12 protein-coding genes are annotated in these 18009 nt (G+C 66.5%); 7 read left to right on the forward strand and 5 right to left on the reverse strand.

The genetic code is table 11. The annotated features are described in order from the left end of the window. Window positions 1-98: 98 nt before the first annotated feature. The 5 genes from ACFTS5_RS30980 to ACFTS5_RS31000 all read left to right on the forward strand — a co-directional run bounded on the left by ACFTS5_RS30980 (window position 99) and on the right by ACFTS5_RS31000 (window position 10867). Window positions 99-1118: an LLM class F420-dependent oxidoreductase gene (locus ACFTS5_RS30980; protein WP_378638012.1), complete on the forward strand. Its 1020-nt coding sequence runs from the start codon at window positions 99-101 to the stop codon at window positions 1116-1118. A gap of 181 nt (window positions 1119-1299) precedes the next feature. Then, a complete protein-coding gene (gene fadD32, locus ACFTS5_RS30985; RefSeq protein ID WP_378638015.1) occupies window positions 1300-3210 on the forward strand; it encodes a long-chain-fatty-acid--AMP ligase FadD32 in 1911 nt (636 codons plus the stop codon). 187 nt (window positions 3211-3397) lie between these two features. Continuing rightward, entirely contained in the window at window positions 3398-8611 is a 5214-nt protein-coding gene (gene pks13, locus ACFTS5_RS30990) for a polyketide synthase Pks13 (RefSeq protein WP_378638017.1), read from the forward strand. A gap of 4 nt (window positions 8612-8615) precedes the next feature. Beyond that, window positions 8616-10160: an acyl-CoA carboxylase subunit beta gene (locus ACFTS5_RS30995; protein ID WP_378638019.1), complete on the forward strand. Its 1545-nt coding sequence runs from the start codon at window positions 8616-8618 to the stop codon at window positions 10158-10160. A 125-nt stretch (window positions 10161-10285) separates the two neighbouring features. Continuing rightward, window positions 10286-10867, forward strand: coding sequence for a Uma2 family endonuclease (locus ACFTS5_RS31000; protein WP_378638023.1), 582 nt, complete (start codon window positions 10286-10288; stop codon window positions 10865-10867). 95 nt (window positions 10868-10962) lie between these two features. On the opposite strand, the gene ACFTS5_RS31005 is transcribed toward ACFTS5_RS31000, so the two are convergent. The 4 genes from ACFTS5_RS31005 to ACFTS5_RS31020 all read right to left on the reverse strand — a co-directional run bounded on the left by ACFTS5_RS31005 (window position 10963) and on the right by ACFTS5_RS31020 (window position 13520). Then, on the reverse strand, window positions 10963-11523 hold the full coding sequence (locus tag ACFTS5_RS31005; protein WP_378638025.1) for a Uma2 family endonuclease: 561 nt from the start codon (window positions 11521-11523) through the stop codon (window positions 10963-10965). 89 nt (window positions 11524-11612) lie between these two features. Further along, window positions 11613-12140, reverse strand: a complete 528-nt coding sequence (locus tag ACFTS5_RS31010; RefSeq protein ID WP_378638028.1) for a hypothetical protein — start codon at window positions 12138-12140, stop codon at window positions 11613-11615. Window positions 12141-12311: 171 nt separating this feature from the next. Next, window positions 12312-12809: a peptidylprolyl isomerase gene (locus tag ACFTS5_RS31015; protein ID WP_378638030.1), complete on the reverse strand. Its 498-nt coding sequence runs from the start codon at window positions 12807-12809 to the stop codon at window positions 12312-12314. Window positions 12810-13172: 363 nt separating this feature from the next. Further along, window positions 13173-13520, reverse strand: a complete 348-nt coding sequence (locus ACFTS5_RS31020; RefSeq protein ID WP_378638033.1) for a hypothetical protein — start codon at window positions 13518-13520, stop codon at window positions 13173-13175. Between ACFTS5_RS31020 and ACFTS5_RS31025 the strand changes: the two genes are divergently transcribed. Then, entirely contained in the window at window positions 13501-13860 is a 360-nt protein-coding gene (locus ACFTS5_RS31025; protein ID WP_378638035.1) for a hypothetical protein, read from the forward strand. The two genes, ACFTS5_RS31020 and ACFTS5_RS31025, sit on opposite strands and share 20 nt — an antisense overlap. A 379-nt stretch (window positions 13861-14239) precedes the next feature. Continuing rightward, window positions 14240-17572 (forward strand): arabinosyltransferase domain-containing protein, encoded by a 3333-nt coding sequence (locus ACFTS5_RS31030; RefSeq protein WP_378638038.1) that lies wholly within the window; start codon window positions 14240-14242, stop codon window positions 17570-17572. Window positions 17573-17758: 186 nt separating this feature from the next. Here the strand turns inward: ACFTS5_RS31030 and ACFTS5_RS31035 are convergent, their stop codons facing one another. Beyond that, window positions 17759-17920, reverse strand: coding sequence for a hypothetical protein (locus ACFTS5_RS31035; protein ID WP_156677619.1), 162 nt, complete (start codon window positions 17918-17920; stop codon window positions 17759-17761). Window positions 17921-18009: the final 89 nt, after the last annotated feature.

Below are 18009 nucleotides of genomic sequence, written 5' to 3' on the forward strand. Positions count from 1 at the left end.
CATGCCTCGCTGTGACATCCGCACGCCGGATCGCTCACACGCTGTAAAGTGCGCTGGGAATTGCGCCCGAGTACACACCAGCCAGGAGCGAAGAGTTCATGACCGAAGCTGCCGCACCCGTCGGTGAGTTGACCGCGCTGGGTACGCCGCTGCGTCCGTTCCGCTTCGGAGCGGCCGGAGAGGGCAACAAGCAGGAAGGTGGCGCGCGCAAGTTCGTTCAGACGGCGCAGGAAGCCGAAGAGATGGGTTACGACACCTTCTTCGTTCCTGATCACCTGGGCGATCAGATCGGCCCGATCGCCGCGCTGGGCGCACTCACGCAGGCCACCTCCAAGATCCGCCTCGGCACCTCGGTGCTGGCCAATGGTTTACGTCATCCGGTCGTGGTCGCCAAGGAGCTGGCCACCCTCGACGTCCTGTCCAAGGGGCGCCTCGAGGTCGGCGTCGGCGCGGGCTGGATCAAGGAAGAGTTCGACAACGCGGGTATCGCGTTCGAGCGTCCCGGCATCCGGCTGGAGAAGCTCGACGAGTCGCTGACCATCCTGGACACGCTGCTGCGTGGCCAGGAGTGCAATTTCGAGGGCAAGCACTACCAGGTGCGCGGCATCAAGGGCACGCCGCGCCCTCGGCAGGGCCCGCGCCCGCCGCTGTGTACCGGTGGCGGCGGTCCGAAGATGCTGGCGCTGGCGGCCAAGCACGCCGATATCGTCTCGGTCGTCCCGCAGACCACCAAGAACGGCAAGGGCCTGCTCTCGGGCATTACGCTCGAGAAGACGATCGAGAAGGTCAACATCGTCAAGGCCGCTGCCGGTGACCGGTTCGCCGATATCGAACTGAACTGGGCCATCACCGCCATCGTCATCACCGACGACCGGGAGAAGACCGCCGAGATGGCGCTGCGCGCGATCGAACGCGGCCTGCATCCCGACCTCGAAGTCGACGTCGAACTGACCGTCGAGGAGATTCTGAGCTCGCCCTACATCGCGATCGGCACGTTCGAGGAAATCGCCGAACAGGTCAAGCGTGTGCGGCAACTCACTTCGATGTCGTATGTGGGCATCTTCCCCACCCAGATGGACGCATTCGCGCCTGTCATTCCGCTGCTGCGGGAGGACTGAGCGGGGGCTCTCTGTAACATGACTCTGGTTTGAGAACATCTAGCCGATAGCGGTCACCGCGCAGACCGCTCGAAAATCCGCAGGTTGTCGACGCACGTTCGTGTGAGCTCGACGGCCGGTGGCGATATAGCGAGTCGAGGCCGCAGAGCTTGTCATCGCGTCCTCGCAAGGAGAAGAAGGAATGGAAGAGACTTTCGACGACTACCTGGACGAAACCGGGAATATCATCATTCCCGAGGGTCGGACCCTGGTCGATCACGTCGAGAAGCACACCCGTAACGATGCGAATACGCTCGCGTACCGCTACATCGACTATTCGCGGGAACGCGACGGCGAGGTGCACGAGCTGACCTGGCAGGAGTTCGGAGTACGGCTGCGCGCGGTGGCCGCTCGCCTCCAACAGGTGACCAACCCGGGCGACCGGGTCGCCATCCTCGCGCCGCAGGGCCTGGATTACGTGATCTCCTTCTTCGCGGCGATCTACGCGGGCACCATTTCGGTGCCGCTGTTCGATCCCGACGAGCCGGGTCACACCGACCGCCTGCACGCCGTTCTCGGTGACTGTGAGCCCTCGGCGATCCTCACCGCGACCTCCTCGGCCGCCGGTGTGCGCCAGTTCTTCCGCTCGCTGCCCGCCGCCCAGCGCCCGCGCATCATCGCCGTCGACGCCATCCCGGACACCCTCGGTGACTCCTGGGTGCGCCCCGACACCGCGATCGACGACATCGCCTACCTGCAGTACACCTCGGGTTCCACCCGGGTGCCCGCCGGTGTGGAGATCACCCACCGCGCGGTCGGCACCAACCTGCTGCAGATGATCAACTCGCTGAACATGAACGAGAACTCGCGCGGTGTCACCTGGCTCCCGCTGTTCCACGACATGGGCCTGCTCACGGTGATCCTGCCGGCGGTCGGCGGCAAGTTCATCACCATCATGTCGCCGAGTGCGTTCGTGCGTCGCCCGTCGCGCTGGATCAACGAGCTGGCCGCGGTCTCCGACGGTGCCGGCACGTTCGCGGCCGCGCCGAACTTCGCGTTCGAGCACGCCGCCGCGCGTGGTGTGCCCAAGGCGGGCGAGTCGCTGGACCTGTCGAACGTGATCGGCTTGATCAACGGGTCAGAGCCGGTGACGGTCTCCTCGATGAAGAAGTTCAACGAGGCGTTCGCGCCGTACGGTCTGCCCAAGACCGCGATCAAGCCCTGCTACGGCATGGCGGAGGCCACGCTGTTCGTCTCGGCCACCCGCGCCGAGGACGAGGCCAAGTACGTCTACGTCGATCGCAACGAGCTCAACGCGGGCCGCATGGTGCGCGTCGACCAGTCCGCCGAGACCGCCATCGCGCAGGTGTCGTGTGGTTATGTCGGGCTGTCGCAGTGGGCCGCGATCATCGATCCCGAATCGGCGGACACCGCGCAGGGCCGCGAGCTGCCCGACGGTCAGGTCGGCGAGATCTGGCTGCACGGCAACAACATGGGCATCGGTTACTGGGGTCGCCCCGCCGAGTCCACCAAGTCGTTCCGCAACAAGGTCACCGAGCCCATCGAAGGCGGGCACACCGACGGCACCGATCCCGATGCCGACTGGATGCGCACCGGCGACTTCGGCGTGTACTTCGAGGGCGAGCTCTACATCACCGGTCGCGTCAAGGACCTGGTGATCGTCGACGGACGCAACCACTACCCGCAGGACCTGGAGTACTCCGCACAGGAGGCCTCCAAGGCGCTGCGTCCCGGTTTCGTCGCGGCCTTCGCGGTGCCCGCCAACCAGCTGCCCGCCGAGGTCTTCGCCGCCGACAGCCATTCCGGCCTGAAGTTCGACGTCGACGACGCGTCCGAGCAGCTGGTGGTCGTGGCCGAACGTGGCCCCGGCGCCGGTAAGGCCGACCCCGGCCCGATCGCCGACGCGGTGCGTGCCGCGGTCTCGACGCGTCATGGCGTGACCGCTCGTGACATCCTGCTGGTCCCCGCGGGTTCCATCCCGCGGACCTCCAGCGGCAAGATCGCCCGGCGCGCCTGCAAGGCCGCCTACCTCGAGGGAACGCTGCGCGGTGGTTACACCCAGCAGGCTTTCCCCGATGCACCGGAAGAGTAATTGGCCCGACACGGAGACGACGCCCGGCGTGCCCTGTGCACGCCGGGCGTGGAGTTCCACGGCGCGCCCTGCACACAGACAGGTAGCTTGAGGACTGATGGTTCATAACGATGGCTCCCAGAACAGCGATCGTCCCAGGACGACCGCTTCCGGTGACAACGATGGCGCCCAGAATGAAGACCGTGCGATGACCTCCTCCGGTGACAACGACGGCACGCCCGAGACCCCCGCGACCGGCGGTGAGCTCTCGGTAGCCGAGCTGCGCGAATGGCTGCGCCGCTGGGTCGCCGATGCGACCGGGCAGTCGGTCGACGCGATCACCGTCGACCGGCCGATGGAGGAGTTCGGGCTCGCTTCGCGCGACGCTCTCGCTCTCGGTGGCGACATCGAGGACCTCACCGGTGTGGTGCTGACCCCGACGGTGGTCTACCAGCACCCGACGATCGCCTCGCTGGCCGAGGTCATCGTGCACGGTGAGCCGGAGCCGCCCGCCGAGGATTCCTCGGAGTACACGGCCGCGTTCGCGCCTTCCGAGGCGCACGACGTCGCGGTGGTCGGTCTGTCCACGCGTCTGCCGGGTGCGGGCACCACGCCCGAGTCGACCTGGGAGTTCATCATCGGGCGCGGTGACGCGATCCGTGAGCTGCCCGAGGGTCGCTGGTCGGAGTTCCTGACCGACCCGTCCGTGGCCAAGTCCATCGACCAGGCCAACACCCTCGGCGGCTACCTGGACCAGGACGTCATCAAGGGTTTCGACGCCGAGTTCTTCGCGATGTCGCCGATCGAGGTCGAGCAGGTCGACCCGCAGCAGCGGTTGATGATGGAGCTCACCTGGGAGGCACTCGAGCACGCGCGCATCCCGGCCAGCGATCTCAAGGGCGGTCAGGTCGGCGTGTTCGTCGGCTCGTCCACCAACGATTTCCAGATGATCGCCTCACTCGGTCTCGGCGACACCGATCCCGATGCGCCTGCCTCATCGCGCGGATACGCGCTGCTCGGCGGCTCGACCGGCATCATCGCCAACCGCGTCTCCTACTTCTACGACTTCCGTGGCCCGTCGGTCACCGTCGACACCGCCTGCTCGTCGACCATCGTGGCCGTACACCAGGCCGTGCGCGCGCTGCGCAGCGGCGAGGCCGAGGTGGCGCTCGCCGGTGGCGTGAACCTGATCCTGGCTCCGGTCATCACTCTCGGTTTCGACCAGAACGGGGCCGTCGCCAAGGACGGGCACATCAAGGCGTTCTCGTCCGACGCCGACGGTATGGTTCGCTCCGAGGGCGCGGGCATGGTCGTGCTCAAGCGCCTGGCCGACGCCGAGCGTGACGGCGACAACATCCTGGGCGTCATCAAGGGTTCCGCGGTGAATTCCGACGGCCGCTCCAACGGTCTGTTCGCGCCCAACCCCGACGCGCAGGCCGATGTTCTGCGCGCCGCCTACCGCGACGCGGGCATCGTCCCCAACACCGTCGACTACATCGAGGCGCACGGCACCGGCACGCCGATCGGCGACCCGATCGAAGCCGAGGCGCTGGCTCGTGTGATCGGTCGCGGCCGTGACGCGGACAAGCCCGCCCTGCTCGGTTCGGCCAAGACCAACTTCGGCCACCTCGAGTCGGGCGCGGGCGTGCCGGCTCTCGCGAAGGTGCTGATGTCGTTCCAGCACAACGTGATTCCGCCGAATATCAACTACGCGGGTCCGAGCCCGTACATCCCGTTCGAGCAGGCCAACCTCAAGGTCGTCGACGAGGCGACCGAGTACCCGCGCTACAGCGGCGTCGCGACGGTCGGCATCTCCGGTTTCGGTTTCGGTGGCACCAACGCGCACGTGGTGCTCCAGGAGTACGTGCCGACGGCCCCGGTCGTCGAGGACGTCACCCCCGAGCAGGTCGCCGCCGAGGAGATCGAGGGTGAGGAGACCACCGATGTGGTCGCCGAGGCCGTCGCGATCACCGAGGCCGCTGTCGAGCCGGTGCCGCCGTTCGTCGAGTGGGACGGTGAGCGCGACGAGCCGCTGCCGGTGGTCCTGGCCGTTTCCGCCTACCTGCCGTCGCGTCGTAAGCGCGCCGCCGCCGAGCTGGCCGACTGGCTGGAAGGCGCGGGCGCCGATGTCCCGCTGACCGATGTCGCCCGCTCGCTGGCCAAGCGCAGCCACCAGCGTTCGCGCGGTGTGGTGGTGGCCAAGACCCGCGAAGAAGCTGTCGCGGGCTTGCGCGCCATCGCCGAGGGCAAGCCGGGTGCCGGTGTGTTCACCGCCGATTCGCCCGCGTCCAACGGTCCGATCTGGGTGTTCTCCGGTTTCGGTTCCCAGCACCGCAAGATGGCCAAGCAGCTCTACGGCGAGAACGCGATCTTCCGCAAGACCGTCGACGAGGTCGACGAGCTGGTGCAGGACGAAGCGGGTTACTCGATCCGCGAGATGTTCCTCGACGACGAGCAGGACTACGACGTCGGCACCTGCCAGGTCGGCATCTTCACCATCCAGCTCGGCCTCGCCGCGTTGTTGCGCGCGCACGGCGCGGAACCGGCTGCGGTGGTTGGTCATTCGATGGGCGAGGTGGCCGGCTCCTACATCGCCGGTGGCCTGTCGATCGAAGACGCGGTGCGCGTGATCTGCGCCCGCTCGCGCCTGATGGGCGAGGGCGAGCAGATGCTCACCGATGACGAAGTGCGCAATATGGCACTGGTCGAACTCAGCGCCCACGACGTGGCGCTGCTGCTGCCGAAGTACCCCGATGTGGAGTGCGCGGTGTACGCCGCGCCGACCAACACCGTCATCGGCGGTCCGCGTGAGCAGGTCGAGCAGATCGTCGCCGAGGTCGAGGCGATGGGCAAGTTCGCCCGCATCCTGCCGACCCGCGGCGCGGGCCACACCTCCCAGATGGACCCGCTGCTCGGCGAACTCGCCGCGGAACTGGCGGGCATCGAGCCGACCTCGCTGAAGACCGGTCTGTACTCCACCGTGCACGAGGGGCTGTACTTCAAGCCCGGTTCCGATCCGATCCACGACGAGCCCTACTGGGTGAAGAACCTGCGCCACAGCGTGTGGTTCACCAACGCGGTGAAGGCCGCCGTCGACTCCGGGCACACCACGTTCCTCGAACTGGCCCCCAATTCTGTTGCGCTGATGCAGGTTCTGGGCACCACGTTCGCTGCGGGCGTGCACGACGCGCAGCTCATCCCCACGCTCAAGCGCAAGGAAGACGAGTCCGCCGGTGTGATCGGCGCGCTCGCCCAGCTCTACGTGCACGGCCATGCCGTGAACCTGAGTTCGCTGCTGCCCGAAGGTGATTACGCCGACGTGCCGCGAACCGCGTTCGTGCGCAAGGAGTACTGGCCCAAGGTCTCGATGTCCTCGGGCGGTGGCAACACTCGTGTGCCCGGCGCGCACGTGGCGATGCCGGACGGCCGTCACGCCTGGGAGATCCAGGCCTCGTCGGTGAGCGACCTGGCCGCGCTGGTGAAAGCCGCTGCCGCCCAGGTTCTTTCCGATGTCGCGGTCTCGGTGTCCCATCCGCACGCGGCGCTGCCCACCGCCGGCACGCTGACCACCACGCTGACTCCCCACCTCGGTGGCGCGTCGGTCCAGGTGCACGCCAAGTCCGGCGCCGGGTTCTCCCTGCTGTTCGATGCGGTCGTCACCTCCGGTGCGGCGCTGCCCGAACCGGTTGCCGCCGTTGCGGTTCCGGCCGCGGCCGCAGAGCCCACCGCCGCCGAGATCGCCATCGCCACCGGTGACCGCTGGAGCGCCGACAGCGGCGAGACCATCGAGCAGCGGCTGTGCGTCATCGTCGCCGAATCCATGGGCTACGCCGTCGAGGACCTCCCGATGGAGATCCCGCTGATGGAGCTCGGCCTCGATTCGCTGATGGCCATGCGCATCAAGAACCGCGTCGAATACGAATTCGACATCCCGCAGCTGCAGATCTCCGCGGTACGCGACGCCAGCCTCAACGAGGTGTCGAAGGTGCTGCGCTACGCGATCGAGCATCGCGACGAGGTCGCGGCGATGGCGGAGAAGCAGGCTGCCGCCAAGGCCGCCGGTGAAGATGTCGAGCTGGGTGTCGACGCCAACTTCGTCGAGGCGGCTCGGGCCGCGATCGCCGCGGGTGAGGATCCGTTGGCGGTGGCGAAGAAGGCCGAAGCCGAGCTGTCGTCGGAAGCTGCTGCGGCCGAGCCGGTTTCGGATGCTTCAGCCGAAGGGCCGGTCTCGTCCGTCGCTGACGACAACGGCTCGGCAACAGCTGATGCCGCACCGAATGTCGTTGCGGCGCAGCCGATCGTTCCTGATGTCGACTACTCCGCCCCTGCGGGCGACGAGGACAACGTTCCCCCGCGCGACGCGGCCGAGCGTCTCGCCTACGCCACCTGGGCCGTCGTCACCGGCGCTTCGCCCGGCGGTGTCTTCAACACCCTGCCGATCCTCGAAGAGGAACTAGCCGAGAAGATGGCCGCCCGCCTCACTGAGCGGGTGGGTGCCGAGATCACCGTCGACGATGTGCTGGACTGCGAGACCATCGAGCAGCTCTCGGAGATCGTGCGCAACCTGCAGGACAGCGGCGCTGATGTGGACGGATTCATCCGCCCACTGCGTGCCCGCGTCGATGGTTCGGATGCCACGCCGGTGTTCGTGTTCCATCCCGCCGGTGGCAACACCCTGGTCTACGAGCCGCTGCTGAAGCGTCTGCCCGCCGACACTCCGATGTACGGCATCGAGCGGGTCGACGGTTCCATCGAGGAACGAGCTCGTCAGTACCTGCCGGAACTGCGCAAGCTCCAGGGCGACGGCCCGTACGTGCTGTACGGCTGGTCGCTGGGCGCGGTGCTGGCGATGCAGGTGGGTCAGCTGCTGCGTGAAGAAGGCGCCGATGTGCGCTATGTCGGCCTGATCGATCTGGCGATGACAGTCGAAGACGAGGACAACAGCCCCGAGGAGCGCGTGCGTCGCCTCGAGCGCTACCAGGCCTTCGCCAAGAAGACCTACAACGTCCCCGCCGAGCTCGACCGTGACCAGATCGAGGAACTGGCAGCGGCTTCCGATGCGGAGCAGTTCTCGATGATCAGCGATCTGATCAAGCTTTCCGGTGCGAAGATCCCCGGCGGCGTGCTCGAACACCAGCGCACCTCCTGGATCGAGAACCGCGCGTTGCAGCAAGTGCAGCCGCGCAAGTACGAGGGCGATGTGGTCCTTTACCTTGCCGACCGCTACCACGACGGCGCGATCGAACTCGAGCCTCGATTCGCTGACCGCAAGCCCAACGGCGGCTGGGACGAGTACGTTCCGAACCTGGAGATCGTCCACATTCCGGGCGACCACCTGCAGATTGTCGACGAACCGCGGATCGGCCAGATCGGTGCCGACCTCGCTGCCAAACTGGCCGCGATTTCCGCTAAGGGAGAATAAGTAAGTGAGCACGACCGCCGAAAAGCTTGCCGATCTACACGAGCGGCTCGAGCTCGCCAAAGAGCCCGCTGGTGAGAAGGGCATCGCGAAGCGGGCGCACAAGGGCATTCCCAGTGCCCGCGACCGGATCAACCAGCTGCTCGATCCCGGCACCTTCGTCGAGATCGGCGCGCTGGTGCGCAAGCCCGGCGACCCGACCGCCCTCTACGGTGACGGTGTCGTCGTCGGCCACGGCAAGGTCGAGGGTCGCCCGGTGGCGGTGTTCTCCCATGATCAGACCGTGTACGGCGGTTCGGTCGGTGAGGCGTTCGGTCGCAAGCTGTGCGGTCTGATGCAGTACGCGTCGAAGGTCGGCATCCCGCTGGTCGGCATCAACGATTCCGGTGGCGCGCGCGTGCAGGAAGCGATCAGCTCGCTGGCCTGGTACGCCTGGATGGCGACCAATCTCGAGCCGCTGTCGGGCATGGTTCCGCTGGTGTCGGTGATCCTCGGTAACTGCGCCGGTGGTGCGGTGTACGAGCCGATCTGCACCGATGTGGTGGTCGCGACCGAGTCTGCGCACATGTTCGTCACCGGCCCGAAGATCATCAAAGAGGTCACCGGCGAGGACGTGAGCCTCGAGGAGCTCGGCGGTGCGCGCACGCAGGCCCAGTACGGCAACATCCACCACGTCGCCAAGGACGAGGAAGCGGCTTTCACCTGGGTGCGCGAGTACCTGGGTTACATGCCGAGCAGCTGCCAGGAACTGCCGCCGGTGGTGAACCCCGGTCTCGAGCCGGAGATCACCGATTCCGACCGCGAGCTGAACACGTTCATGCCGGATTCCGACAACGCCGGCTACGACATGTACGACATCCTGCTGCGCATCTTCGACGACGGTGAGTTCAAGGAGATCAGCGCCGACACCGGCCAGAACATCATCACCGGTTACGCCCGTATCGACGGCCGCACCGTCGGTGTCGTCGCCAACCAGCCGATGGCCGCGGCAGGCGCCCTCGACGCCCGCGCCTCCGACAAGGCCTCGCACTTCGTCCGACTGTGCGATGCCTTCGAGATCCCGCTGATCTTCGTCGTCGACACCCCCGGCTTCCTGCCCGGTGTCGAACAGGAGAAGGTCGGCGTCATCAAGCGCGGCGGCCGCTTCCTGTTCTCCTATGTCGAGGCTTCGGTCCCCAAGATCACCCTGGTGGTCCGCAAGTCCTACGGCGGCGGCTACGCGGTGATGGGCTCCAAGCAGCTCGGCGCCGACATCAACCTCGCCTGGCCCACCGCCCGCATCGCCGTCATGGGCGCTGAGGGCGCCGTCAGCCTCCTGGGCGCCGCCCAGATCGCCGCCGCTCCCGAAGACCAGCGCGCCGCGATCCGCCAGAACCTGATCAACTTCTACAACGAAAACGTAGCCACCCCGTGGGTAGCGGCCGAACGAGGCTTCATCGACGCCATCATCGAACCGGCCACCACCCGCCTCGAACTGCGCCGGGCCCTGAAGCTGCTCCAGGACAAGAAGATCCAGCGCAATCCCCGCAAGCACCACGTCCTGCCGCTGTAACCAGAACCCGAACGGGCCGCCCCGGAAGCTCTCCGAGGCGGCCCGTTCCGCGTCCGTGTCGTGGCATCCCGTACACGATGTCGGCGGCAGTTACAAACTTCATCCCGCCTGGGTATCGTTGTGCCATGACCGCAGCGCCTGAGCCGCTCATGACGACCGGGGAGTTCGAAGAACTTGCTCGGGCCGCCGGTCGTGTCTCGGAGGGTGTTCGGCTCGAGTACGTCGAGGGGAAGCTGGGGGCGAAAGCAGTGCCGGACGGGGACCATGACTGCGTGCTCGAGTGGCTGATGCGCGTCCTACTCGTGCTTCGGCCAGAACTGTGGCTGTTCCCCGAACGCGGATTGAAGATCGACTCCTACCGCACCGGCCGGGCACGTCCAGACGGCACCCTGGCACCAACTGGAGTCTTCGCAGGCCAATCTGAGTGGGCCGACCCCGCCCCGGTCCTGATGGTTGTCGAGGTGACCTCCCATGACCAAGACACAGACCGCCGTGACCGCTGCGAAAAGCCTCGCGCTTACGCGCGAACAGGCATCCCGGTCTACCTGTTGATCGACCGCGAAAAGGGCTCTGTCGTGGTCCGCAGCAATCCGGTCGACGGCGAATACGAACGAATCCTCATCCAGCCCTTCGGCGCCGAGGTCCCCATCCCGGACCCAGTCGGCATCACCCTCGACACTGAGCCTCTGAAGGCCTGGGTGTCCTGAGGTCAGCGTTCGGCGCTTTGGCTGAGATGGGTGCGGAATTCCTCGGCGTTGTCGAAACTCGTTGCGCCATGGCGTTGATCCGAGTGTGGAAGGGATCAAACCTTGCCGAGGTCGATCTCCACGGGAAAGGGAGCCGACACCTCGACCGTTCCGGTGAACATGTCGCCGGTCCGGTACGACTTGGTGGCCGGGTCGAGGATGTAGGTATAGATCAGCGGAACACCGTTTGCCGCCTGCTCGATCCGCCAGTAGAAGGCGATGCCCGCCTTGGCGTACTGGTCCACCTTGACGATCCGGTCGGTGGTCTCCGAACCGGGCGAGACCACCTCGACGACGAGCAGTACGTGTTCGGGGCGCGTGGGCGTGAGGTCGATCGTATCGGCGCGATACACAACGACATCGGGTCGCCGATTCGTGAGTGGAACATCCTGAAGTCGGACGTCGAAGTCGGTGTCGGCATTCCAGTCCGGTCCGGCCGCGGTGTCCAGCGCGTTGGCCAGGATCCGAGCCAACCGGTTGTGCCGCTTGGACGCACTGGGGCGCCCAGCGACCATCCCGTCCACGATCTCGATGCCCGCGCACTGCTCCTCGGACCAGGTGTCGTACTCCGCAGCCGTGATCTGCTCGTGCATCCACGCGGGGGCGATGGCAGTCATGGCGCTCCTTCCGGACATCTTCGAGCGGTCGGATAACCCGCTGGACCAAGTCTGATCGTGCGACTTGAAAGCTCGAAGGAATGCCCCTTTTACCGCCTGTAGTTCGGGTTGTACCCGGCGCCCGCTTGCGGTGCCTGCGGATGATGCTGAGCGTGCGGCGGATAGGCGGGTGCGCCGTATCCGGGAGCTCCCTGCGGCCACTGGCCCTGGGGTTGCGGCGCTCCGTACGGAGCGGGTGCGCCCTGCGGCCATTGGCCCTGCGCCTGTGGCAGCCCGTGCGGGGCGGGCGGCGGCCCACCGACGGGCGGGTAGCCCTGCGGTGAGGTGGCGGCGCGGCGGGCCCGGCGCGACCGGAGATTGCTTCGCAGCCAGAACGCGGAGCCGATGCTCATCACCGCGCCGCCGCCGATCAGCATCCACCCGGTGCGCTTGTTCTGGGCTTGTTGCCCGGCGGCGTCCCGCTCCACCGACGAGCCCTTGCTGGTCGTCACGCAGGTCTCACCCGCCGACATGCTCTTGCCGCCGCACTCGGCACCACTGTTGAGCGTGGCGATTCCGCCGAAAACGAGAACGGCGCCGAACACCACGCCCAGCACCGAGTAAAGAAGGTCTTTCACGTATTCCCCCAAGAACTTCGATCAGTCGAGACACCGTACCGCGTGCCCCGTGACACCGTCACGATCGCATCGGCGACGACTCGACGGCCGGGATCGTGTTCCTGGGGGCCTATCGAAAAATGGGCCGCCACCGATGAATTCGGTGGCGGCCCGGCACGCTACGTCGAAGAATCAGGCGACAGAAGCGGATTCGATGATGACGTCGTCGACGGGGACGTCCTGGTGGGGGCCCGCGCTGCCGGTGGTGACGGCGGCGATCTTGTCGACTACCTCGGTGCCGTCGGTGACCTTGCCGAAGACGGCGTAGCCCCAGCCCTGGCCCTGGGGGGCGGTGTGGTTGAGGAAGGCGTTGTCGGAGATGTTGATGAAGAACTGGGCGGTGGCCGAGTGCGGGTCGTTGGTGCGGGCCATCGCCACGGTGTACTTGTCGTTCTTCAGGCCGTTGGTGGCCTCGTTCTGGATCGGCGCCTGCGTCGGCTTCTGCTTCAGGCCGGGCTCGAAGCCGCCGCCCTGCACCATGAAACCGGGGATGACGCGATGGAACACGGTGCCGGCGTAATGGCCCGAGTTCACGTAGTTCACGAAGTTGGCGACCGTGTTCGGCGCGGCCTGGTCGTCCAACTCGAGCACGATCGGTCCGTAGTTGGTTTCGAGATTCACCTTGGTCATGGAGTCGAGTCTAGGGAGCGTGGAGCACTGGAAGAGCGCGGGGGTCTGGGCGGGCGCGTCGCGACATCTTCGCCGGTGCGAGGCCATGCTGGATATTCGAGGTGAGCGCACCCGGGATGGTTAACCCGGCTGGATCGGTTCCTCTGGGTATTCGCCACAATAGGAATGGTGTTCAATAGTTTTCGGAAGGACTCCTGTCACGCCGAAATCCGCGCACTCATGGTAAGTGCCCGGTATCGCTCGTGGTGTAAAGATGTGGACCCGCGTGCGTATTTCTACGCACGCGGGTCTTTATCGCATGAATTTCATCGAATTCGAAGTGGCTTCGTCGCGTTACCCGTCACCCGAATATCGCCGATGGAATCAGGGGCCGACTGTGATCGGCACCGCGGGGGTAGTGGTGTTGGCGACCTTGTAGGTGCCGGTCACCGAGCCCGTGGTGGAGCTGGTCGGGCACCCGAACCCGCCGGTTACCTTGATCGGCGCCGACGCGTTGGTGAGCGAGACCGTGGAGGGTGCCCCGTTGGTCCATGTGCCCGCGATCGAGGCAGGCGCGGTGGGCGCGACAACGGCTGTGCACGAGGCGAGGCCGCTGGTCTTGACCACCATGCCGCCGGTGGGAATCGCCAGGCTACCGGTGATCGGCGTGCCGTTCTGACCGGTGATCGCCCAGCTGCCACTGGTGGTGATGGTGGCGCTGACACCCCACATGCTGGTGGTGCAACCGGAGAAGCTCGGCGCCCCGATCGACACCGAAACAGGACCGCTCGGGTTCGTGTTTCCCGGCGCGGCCGGCACCGCCCCGGTAGTGCTCGAGGTGGTGCAGGTGACGGTCACACTGCCCGCCACGAATTTCACCGTGCCCGAATTGGTCGCCGATACATTCGCGCCCGCGGGTGCGATGGTGGTGGATCCGGCGGCGTGCGCCGGCCCGATTCCGAAGGTGACCGCGGCCGCCGCACAACTCACGGAAGCCATTGCCGCGCGTGCAAGAACCTTTTTATCGAACATTGCGTTCTCCTTGGGTGGAACTGACAGACATTCGAAGTGAAGCTGTCGTATTTAAGAATACGAGCGCAATTCATCGTTGTATGTGGTTCGCGCAGTCCCATGTATCCCGAGCGGGACCTTCGCGATTCTCGACCGGCCCCACATTTTCGTCCATAAAATGCGCGGCCGCGAGGTGATCGGAGGTTATTGCGGCACTTTCTGCCGATATGTATTTTGCATACTGCTATCCTCGAAAAACTCCTGCGCGGATCTCGGATGCGGTGAGTGCCCGCGTCATGTGCAGACTGATAGCCGATAAGCATGACGCGACAACGGGGTAGGTACCGCCCGCCCGGCGGCTGCCGTCAAGATGACCTGACTTCACACCCGGTGGCGAGCGACGACTCACAACAAGGGGCGGGCAGATAGCATGTCGAACCGTGCCAGACGCCGCAACAGCTGTTCTCTCCAAGCCTCCTGCCGAACCGGTGGCCCCCGCGAAGGACTTCCGGACCGCGCGATGGATCGCGATGGTCGCCGGGATTCTCGGCGCCCTGTTCGCGGTGGCTACGCCGTTTCTGCCGGTCACCCAGACGACCGCGCAACTGAACTGGCCGCAGAACGGTTCGCTCGGCAATGTGCAGGCGCCGCTGATGTCGCAGGTGCCGATCGATCTGACGGTGTCGATTCCGTGTAGCGCCGTGTCGACACTGCCCGAGCAGGGCGGGATGCTGCTGGCGACCGCGCCTCCGCAGGGCGACCGGGCGGCCTTGGAGGCGCTGTTCGTGCGCGTCTCCGATACCGCGGTCGACGTGGTGGACCGCAATGCGGTGGTCGCGTCGGCGGACCGGTCGGCGATGGACGGGTGCTCGGCGATCCTGATCAAGTCCGATCAGGACCGCACGAGCGCGGAGTTCGTGGGGCTGACCAAGCAGGTCGAGCGGCCGGTCGCTGGTCAGCCAGGTGCGGTGGAGACCGTGCAGGTGCCCGTGCAGGGGCAGCTCGCCGGTGACCTGCGGCCGCAGATCGTGGGTGTGTTCACCGATCTGAAGGGCGAGGTGCCGCAGGGCCTTTCGCTCACCTCGACGATCGACACCCGTTTCTCGTCGAGCCCGTCGCTGATCAAGCTGGTCGCGATCATCGCGGCCGTGCTGTGCACCCTGCTGGCGCTCGCCGCGCTGGGCCGCCTCGACGGCAGTGACGGGCGCGGGCACCGCCGCTTCCTGCCGCGCAACTGGCTCAAGCCCACCTGGGCGGACGGCGCGGTGATCGGCACGCTGCTGGTCTGGCATTTCGTCGGCGCCAACACCTCCGACGACGGCTACATCCTGTCGATGGTGCGCGTGGCCCCCGACGCGGGTTATACCGCCAACTACTTCCGCTGGTACGGCGTCCCCGAGGCCCCGTTCGGCTGGTACTACTACGTCATCCAGGTGTTCGCGGAGATCTCCACGGCGAGCCCGTGGGTGCGCGTGCCCGCGCTGATCTGCGCGATCCTGTGCTGGATGGTGATCAGCCGCGAGGTGGTCCCGCGCCTCGGCAACGCCGTGAAGCGCTCTCAGGTGGCGCTGTGGACCGGTGGACTGGTGTTCCTGGCGTTCTGGCTGCCGTTCGACAACGGCCTGCGTTCGGAGCCGATCGTCGCCCTCGGCGCACTGCTCACCTGGGTGTCCATCGAACGCGCCATCGCCACCGGCCGCCTGCTGCCCGCGGGCATCGCGGTGCTGATCGCGGCGTTCACTCTCGCCGCCGCGCCGACCGGCTTGATGTGTGTGGCCGCGCTGCTGGCCGGTATCCGGCCGCTGGTGCGGATCATCGTGCGCCGTCATCGCCAGTTCGGCACGCTGCCGCTGCTGGCTCCGATCGCCTCGGCGGGCGTGCTCGTGCTCACGGTGGTCTACGGCGACCAGACCTTCGCCGGCATCCAGGAAGCCAACCGGGTCCGTCAGGCCACCGGCCCGAACCTGGCCTGGTACGAGGACTACCTGCGCTACTACTACATGTTCGTGGAGACCGTCGACGGCTCGCTGGCCCGCCGTTTCGCCTTCCTGGTGATGCTGCTGTGCCTGTTCACGACGCTGCTGGTGCTGCTGCGCCGCCGTCAGGTGCCGGGGATCGCGTCGGGTCCGACGTGGCGGCTGATGGGAATCGTCTTCGGCACGATCTTCTTCATGATGTTCAACCCCACCAAGTGGACTCACCACTTCGGCGCCTACGCGGGCATCGCGGGTGGGCTCGCGGCGGTGACGGCGGTGGCGGTGTCGCAGAGCGCGCTGCGCTCCCGCAAGAACCGGGCGATCTTCCTGGCCGGCCTGCTGTTCGTGCTGGCGCTGTCGTTCTCGGGCATCAACGGCTACTGGTACGTGTCCAGCTACGGCGTGCCGTGGTTCGACAAGACCATCTCGCTGCGCGGCGTCCACTCGAACACGGTGATGCTCATCCTGTTCGGCGTGGCCCTGGCCCTGGTCGGCTGGTACGCCCTGCGCGAGGACTATGTGAAGCCGGTGCCGTCGGCAAAGACCAAGCGCGGCAACAGGATTCGCAAGTTCGCCGCCATCCCGCTGACCATCGTGGTCGGTCTGATGGTGCTGTTCGAAGTGCTCTCGCTGGTCAAGGGCGCGACCCAGCAGTACCCCGGCTACTCGCTCGGCCGCTCCAACATCGACGCGCTGAGCGACAACTCGTGTGGCCTGGCCAACGACGTGCTGGTCGAATCCGACCCGAACGGCGGCAGGCTCGACCCCATCGTCGACCCGGCCCGTCCGTTCACCGATCCCAACGACCCGCTCGCGGGCACCGGCTCGGTCGGGTTCACCCCCAACGGAGTGCCGGGCGATCTGTCGGCCGACGCTGTCGAGGTGAAGCCGGGCACTGGCAACACCAGCAACCAGTCGGTCGGCGCGGCCTTCGCCGAAGGCGAGAGCGCGGGCACCGGCGGTGGTGAGGGCGCACTCGGCGTCAACGGTTCCACCGTGGCGCTGCCGTTCGGCCTCGACCCCGCGCAGACCCCGATTCTCGGCTCCTACCAGGAGGGCATGCAGCAGCCCGCCCACCTGGAATCGGCCTGGTACGGCCTGCCCGCCCGCTCGGACGACTCGCCGCTGGTCGTGATCAGCGCGGCCGGTCGCATCGCCTCCAAGGACGACTCCGGCTCCGACAAGTACGGGCAGGCGCTGTTCGTCGAATACGGCACCCGCAACCCCGACGGCAGCGTCACCACGCTCGGCGCCTACCAGCCGCGCGATATCGGCCCGGCCCCGTCGTGGCGCAACCTGCGCGTGCCGCTGGCCGACCTTCCGGCCGAGGCGAACGCGGTGCGGGTGATGGTGAACGACCCGATCCTGATCGGTGACCAGTGGCTGGCGTTCACCCCGCCGCGGGTGCCCAAGCTGCAGACTCTGGACACGTTCATCGGCCGTGACCAGCCGGTACTGCTGGACTGGGCCGTCGGCCTGCAGTTCCCGTGCCAGCGTCCGTTCGCGCACAAGAACGGCGTGGCCGAGGTGCCGAACTACCGGATCCTGCCGGACCGCCCGCTGGCGATCTCGTCGACCGACACCTGGCAGGCGCAGGAGTTCGGTGGTCCGCTCGGCATGACGCAGATGCTGGCGGCCCGGGTCACCATCCCGACCTATCTGAAGGACGACTGGGCGCGCGACTGGGGCTCGCTGGAACGCTACGACCAGTACGCGCAGGCCACGCCTGCCGAGCTGGAGACCGGCACCGCGCCGCGCAACGGGCTGTGGAGCCCGGGACCGTTGCGGGTCTTCTAGCCAGGTAAGTCTCGTAGTTCTCGGCCGCCTCGATCTGGACTGACCGAAGGGTGCGACGAAGGAGTGCCCGTAGGGAGGGAAGATCGAGGCCCTCAGGGCCGAGAATTCGCGGCACCAGCCGCCAAGAATAAAGGCGCGGATCACATCATGTGGTCCGCGCCTTTTCGGTTGGATGGGGGACAGGAGTCAGACGTTGAGCATGCGACGGTTCAGGTCGCGGCGTAATACCTCTTGTGAAGGCAGTCTTTCCAGTACCCGCATTACGGCCGGTCGTAGTTCTTGCTTCTCGTCGTTGCTGAGCAACTCGACGAGATCTCGTAGATCCATGTCATCGAAGGCTCCTGTCATACCCACCAGGGTACGTGCTCAAACGTGCAGGCACAGGACCTTTACGCTGTCATTTACAGGTGTTTCATCAAACCGAAACCCTAACGGAC

It is taken from the genome of Nocardia sp. NPDC056952 (genome assembly GCF_042674185.1).
In the GTDB taxonomy this organism is placed as follows: domain Bacteria; phylum Actinomycetota; class Actinomycetes; order Mycobacteriales; family Mycobacteriaceae; genus Nocardia.

Coding starts and splice junctions, on each gene's coding strand:
- ACFTS5_RS30980 (WP_378638012.1), top strand. CDS start 99: ATGACCGAAGCTGCCGCACCCGTCGGTGAGTTGACCGCGCTGGGTACG.
- fadD32 (WP_378638015.1), top strand. CDS start 1,300: ATGGAAGAGACTTTCGACGACTACCTGGACGAAACCGGGAATATCATC.
- pks13 (WP_378638017.1), top strand. CDS start 3,398: ATGACCTCCTCCGGTGACAACGACGGCACGCCCGAGACCCCCGCGACC.
- ACFTS5_RS31000 (WP_378638023.1), top strand. CDS start 10,286: ATGACCGCAGCGCCTGAGCCGCTCATGACGACCGGGGAGTTCGAAGAA.
- ACFTS5_RS31005 (WP_378638025.1), bottom strand. CDS start 11,523: ATGACTGCCATCGCCCCCGCGTGGATGCACGAGCAGATCACGGCTGCG.
- ACFTS5_RS31015 (WP_378638030.1), bottom strand. CDS start 12,809: ATGACCAAGGTGAATCTCGAAACCAACTACGGACCGATCGTGCTCGAG.
- ACFTS5_RS31020 (WP_378638033.1), bottom strand. CDS start 13,520: ATGTGGGGTGTCAGCGCCACCATCACCACCAGTGGCAGCTGGGCGATC.
- ACFTS5_RS31035 (WP_156677619.1), bottom strand. CDS start 17,920: ATGACAGGAGCCTTCGATGACATGGATCTACGAGATCTCGTCGAGTTG.